This window comes from Candidatus Contendobacter odensis Run_B_J11 (assembly GCF_000531125.1).
GTDB lineage: Bacteria > Pseudomonadota > Gammaproteobacteria > Competibacterales > Competibacteraceae > Contendibacter > Contendibacter odensensis.
The window spans coordinates 1-3,762 of the sequence record NZ_CBTK010000165.1 but is presented as its reverse complement, the minus strand read 5'-3'; the positions used below and the strand labels follow the sequence as shown (position 1 = coordinate 3,762).

The window sequence follows — 3,762 nt, the reverse complement described above, 5'->3', positions numbered from 1 at the left end:
GGGAGGTGATCGCTTGGGAACAGGCGCGCAACGCTTGCCCCCACCCGGTCAACTGGCGCTTTACCACCCCCGATGCCCGCATCAAGCTCAAGCGCCTCTATCCGTCAATTCAGGACGGGTGAAGTACTAGAACTGGGCAAGTGAGCTGACGATGTACACAGTATTAGCAACGTCTGTTATTGTTCAATTTCGCACGAATCCTTACGGTACGCCAAGTCCGCCTCGTGGGTGCATGAGGCAATAAACGGAATAACAGAAGGAAAGGGTCATGAGCGAAGATTTGAAGCAGTTTGCCAGACCTATCGGAGAACATGTTTCATTGGGTAGGACTCTGCGAGGAGTTATTTTCGTCGTACCTATCGCAGTTATTGCGTTGATATTCTATCCATTCGACATCTACTCATTAGAAATTAACGGGGTAGTTTCACGGCCTCTGGGTATTATCATTGTCGCTGCGTTTCTCTGGTTTGTGGTGGTGTCAGGTCTTCGGGTGGCGGCACAATGGGAACGAGGTGTTGTGCTTCGCTTGGGCAAGTTTCAGACTATAAGAGGACCGGGTCTGCTTTACATCATACCCGTTCTTGAGAATGTCCGTTTTCTCGACACACGAGTACTCGTTCTCAACATACCCAGACAAAAAGTCATCACCAAAGACAATGTTCCGGCAGAAATTGATGCGGCGTTGTTCTTCATGGTCGAAGACAGCGAAAAGGCGGTAATAACCATCCAAGACTTCAAGTTTGCGGTCGCGCAGTATGCTCAGGCGGCACTACGCGATATTATTGGAGGCTTGACATTAGACGAACTGCTTTCAGAACGGGAACAGATACAGATTCGCCTCAAAGAACATGTGGAAGAGAGAGTCAAGGAATGGGGTCTCCGGGTGGATTCACTCCGATTGCAAGACATAGAATTGCCTGAAGATTTGAAAAGGATGATGTCGCGTCAAGCCTCCGCAGAACGCGAGAAACGTGCAACCATCACCAAAGCGGAAGGCGATAAACTGGCGGCAACTAATCTTGCAGAGGCCGCAAAAATCATGTCGGATAGCCCCATTACACTCCAACTACGCACGTTGCAAACGATAGACGGACTGGGTTCCAGTCCATCAAACACCGTCATACTTTTTCCTGCCCAAATTGGAGAACTATTGCGGCATCTCGCAAACAAATCGGCGAAAGAGTAGCAGCCGGCTCGGTGTCTGTGACAGTTTCAAGCCGACCGGCCAGCCGATTTCAAACAGTCCCGCCACAATCAGATAAAGCCAAGCCATAGTATCCTCTCCCTCTGGATCAACCGTTACGCAGCCCCAAACGGCAAGCGCCTCGGGACTTCCTGCTCGATGGATACCCGCCTAGTGCTGCCTTACCGTTTCTTTGCCAGAGAATTCCAAGGGTTCAGTGCGGCTCGGTGTTGTTCAGGACGCCTCTTTTTGTGAAGACCATTGTTGAGGAATCTCCCATGTCTCAATACCCCGTAAGCGGTCGTTGCCTCTGTAAAAAAGTGAGTTACACCATCAAGGGCCACTTGGGTATCTTTCAGTATTGTCATTGTTCGCGCTGCCGGAAGTTTACCGGCAGTGCGTTCGCGGCCAATTTGCTGGTCTCTCCCGCTGACTTTCAATGGACCAGCGGCGAAGAGTTCATAGGCCGGTATGAACTGGAGGACGCCAAGCACTTTGCCACGTCCTTTTGTAAGCAGTGCGGATCCTCTTTGCCGTGGCTGGGGAAGAGTGGTCGGGCGGTGGTCGTCCCGGCGGGTTCACTGGAGGATGATCCGCAAATCCAGCCCAGTCAGAATATCTTCTGTGGCTCCCGCGCCGTTTGGTATCAGGAGCCGGGCGCATTGCCCAAGTATGATGAACTGCCTCCAAAACCGCAGTGAACCGGGATTTATCGGGCCTCAATGGGGTTTATAAACGCGGCCTAACGGCACAGCTTCTCGCACGGTACCCCGTCGCCATTGCCGTCTAATCGTTTCACGCCACAAGTGGTGAGATAGAACTTGGCCTCATCGCAACTGCTCATCTGCTTACAAGTTATCTTAGCCTCACACGTCCAACCAGCGGAAGCAGTGGCAGTCGGCTTGGACGGAATCGGGCGCGGCGCGACAGATGGGGCGGACATAATGACTGGAGCGGCGGGAACAACTGGAACAGCGGCGGCGGCTGGCGGATGTCGCCATTCCCACAGCGGGATGCGTTGATCGGCGGGCAATGCCCACAATCCGGCATTCGTATTTTTGGCAAAATCCTCCAAATTCTCCCACTGGGCAGGATGCGGATATTTTCGATAAACCCATGCGGCGCCTTGGCTAAGAGGATATCCGGCACAAGATTTGCCCTTCAGACGGTCTCCAGCTTTCTGGAGACAATCAGGGCGCAGGCCAAATGAATCATCGTCAAATAATTCTGTGCCTTACAAAAGTAGCGAGTCCGAATCGCCCGAAAGCCTTTGATCCAAGCGATGGTTCGTTCGACGACCCAACGGCGGGCCGGATGGGTTTTTTCCCCGTCCGCGATTTTTTCCTCACCGATGCGGCGAATGTGGGGAATATAGGCGTGTTCTTCCACCTCTTGCTCGACCCGGGGGTAGTCGTACCCCTTGTCCAAGCACAGGTGCTGCGGATGATCGGGCGTCGGGTCGGGCCGCGAGAGGATATCCGTTGCCAAGGTCGGGGAGATCAACCGGCTGTCATGAACGTTGGCACCGGTCAGGGTAACCCCCAGCGGTATGCCCTGCTGATCGACCTGTCAATGGGTCTTGCTTCCACTCCGTCCCCGATCCGTCGGGTTGCGCCCCAAGGCCTCGTCTTCGAGGCAGACCGGTTGACCCCGCACGGGAGCTTGCATTAACGCCCCGTCCATGGCCTGCCATTCCCATTCAATCCCATTCAACTCTTGATAGTCTTCAACGGATAAACGGAAAATTTCGGCAAACACCCCGGCATGCACCCACCTCTGGAAGTGTTCGTGAACCGCACTTTTGGAACCATAGCATGCGGGTAGAGAGCCCCACTGACAGCCCGTCTTGAGGAGGTAGAAAATACCGTTCAAGATGCGCCGGAAATCCAAGGGCGGGCTGCCCCCCGACTTTTTCCGCTTGAAAGGTTCCAGTAAGAGTTCCACTGGGTTCCAAAAATCATCGGAAATTTCGTGGTAGGCCATAACGTCTTCTCCAGAGTGATTGCCTTGCCTACAGTCTACCCACTTGTTGAGATTAAGCATCTTTTGTGCCGGATATCCTCTAATCAGCGCAGCGTTGATGTTGACCGAACCGACAAAAACTGTTCCTAATGTGCGCCCATATTTATCCGGCCCGGCACTCTCGATCCGCGCCTCTTTGTGCAGTGTCAACCTAGACAGTGCTTGTTGAGCTTGTTGCCCATAGGGTTGATCCAGCTCAGGCGCATCAATCCCTGCCAGTCGTACCTTTATTGACCGGTTACCAGCGATTAGCAGTGTCAGAGTATAGTCTTCCCAATTGATATCCATACATACATTATTATGCAATGGACTCTTGAAGAGCGGCATATTGAGTATCTGGGAGTTGAAAGAAGGATCGAACCTTTGCCATTTGCTCCTGTAAAAACTTTAGAGAAGAATGGATTCTTCGATTTAAGTCTAGTTTACTTCTTATGGGTTGTTTGCCCAGTTGACGATGCTTAACTTCATTCCAAACTTGCTCGTCTGGATTCAGTTTAGGAGAATGCGTGGGTAGAAAAAACATCCGAATTTTTTCCTTCTGTAAATTTTCCCGTGAT

The 3,762-nt window shown here is 52.2% G+C and carries 4 protein-coding genes and 3 pseudogenes; 3 read left to right on the top strand and 4 right to left on the bottom strand.

Translation table 11 applies throughout. The features are described 5' to 3' along the window. The 3 genes and pseudogenes from BN874_RS25095 to BN874_RS11125 all read left to right on the top strand — a co-directional run. Positions 1-122: pseudogene (locus tag BN874_RS25095) on the top strand (IS630 family transposase); the annotation flags it as partial. Positions 123-268: 146 nt separating this feature from the next. Further along, positions 269-1,186: a slipin family protein gene (locus BN874_RS11130; RefSeq protein WP_081756324.1), complete on the top strand. Its 918-nt coding sequence runs from the start codon at positions 269-271 to the stop codon at positions 1,184-1,186. A gap of 275 nt (positions 1,187-1,461) precedes the next feature. Further along, a complete protein-coding gene (locus BN874_RS11125) occupies positions 1,462-1,884 on the top strand; it encodes a GFA family protein (protein ID WP_034433248.1) in 423 nt (140 codons plus the stop codon). Positions 1,885-1,925: 41 nt separating this feature from the next. On the opposite strand, the gene BN874_RS25650 is transcribed toward BN874_RS11125, so the two are convergent. The 4 genes and pseudogenes from BN874_RS25650 to BN874_RS11115 all read right to left on the bottom strand — a co-directional run. Continuing rightward, on the bottom strand, positions 1,926-2,216 hold the full coding sequence (locus BN874_RS25650; RefSeq protein ID WP_230314407.1) for an excalibur calcium-binding domain-containing protein: 291 nt from the start codon (positions 2,214-2,216) through the stop codon (positions 1,926-1,928). 128 nt (positions 2,217-2,344) lie between these two features. Then, positions 2,345-3,166 (bottom strand): annotated as a pseudogene (locus tag BN874_RS24495) (IS5 family transposase). A gap of 90 nt (positions 3,167-3,256) precedes the next feature. Next, a pseudogene (locus BN874_RS24490) lies at positions 3,257-3,493 on the bottom strand (thermonuclease family protein); the annotation flags it as partial. Between the two features lie 10 nt (positions 3,494-3,503). Further along, a partial coding sequence (locus tag BN874_RS11115) for a transposase (RefSeq protein ID WP_034433247.1) occupies positions 3,504-3,762 on the bottom strand: 259 nt, incomplete at its 5' end.

Excerpts from the sequence above, each read along its gene's own strand:
- BN874_RS11125 (WP_034433248.1), top strand. The coding sequence starts at position 1,462 with ATGTCTCAATACCCCGTAAGCGGTCGTTGCCTCTGTAAAAAAGTGAGT.
- BN874_RS11130 (WP_081756324.1), top strand. The coding sequence starts at position 269 with ATGAGCGAAGATTTGAAGCAGTTTGCCAGACCTATCGGAGAACATGTT.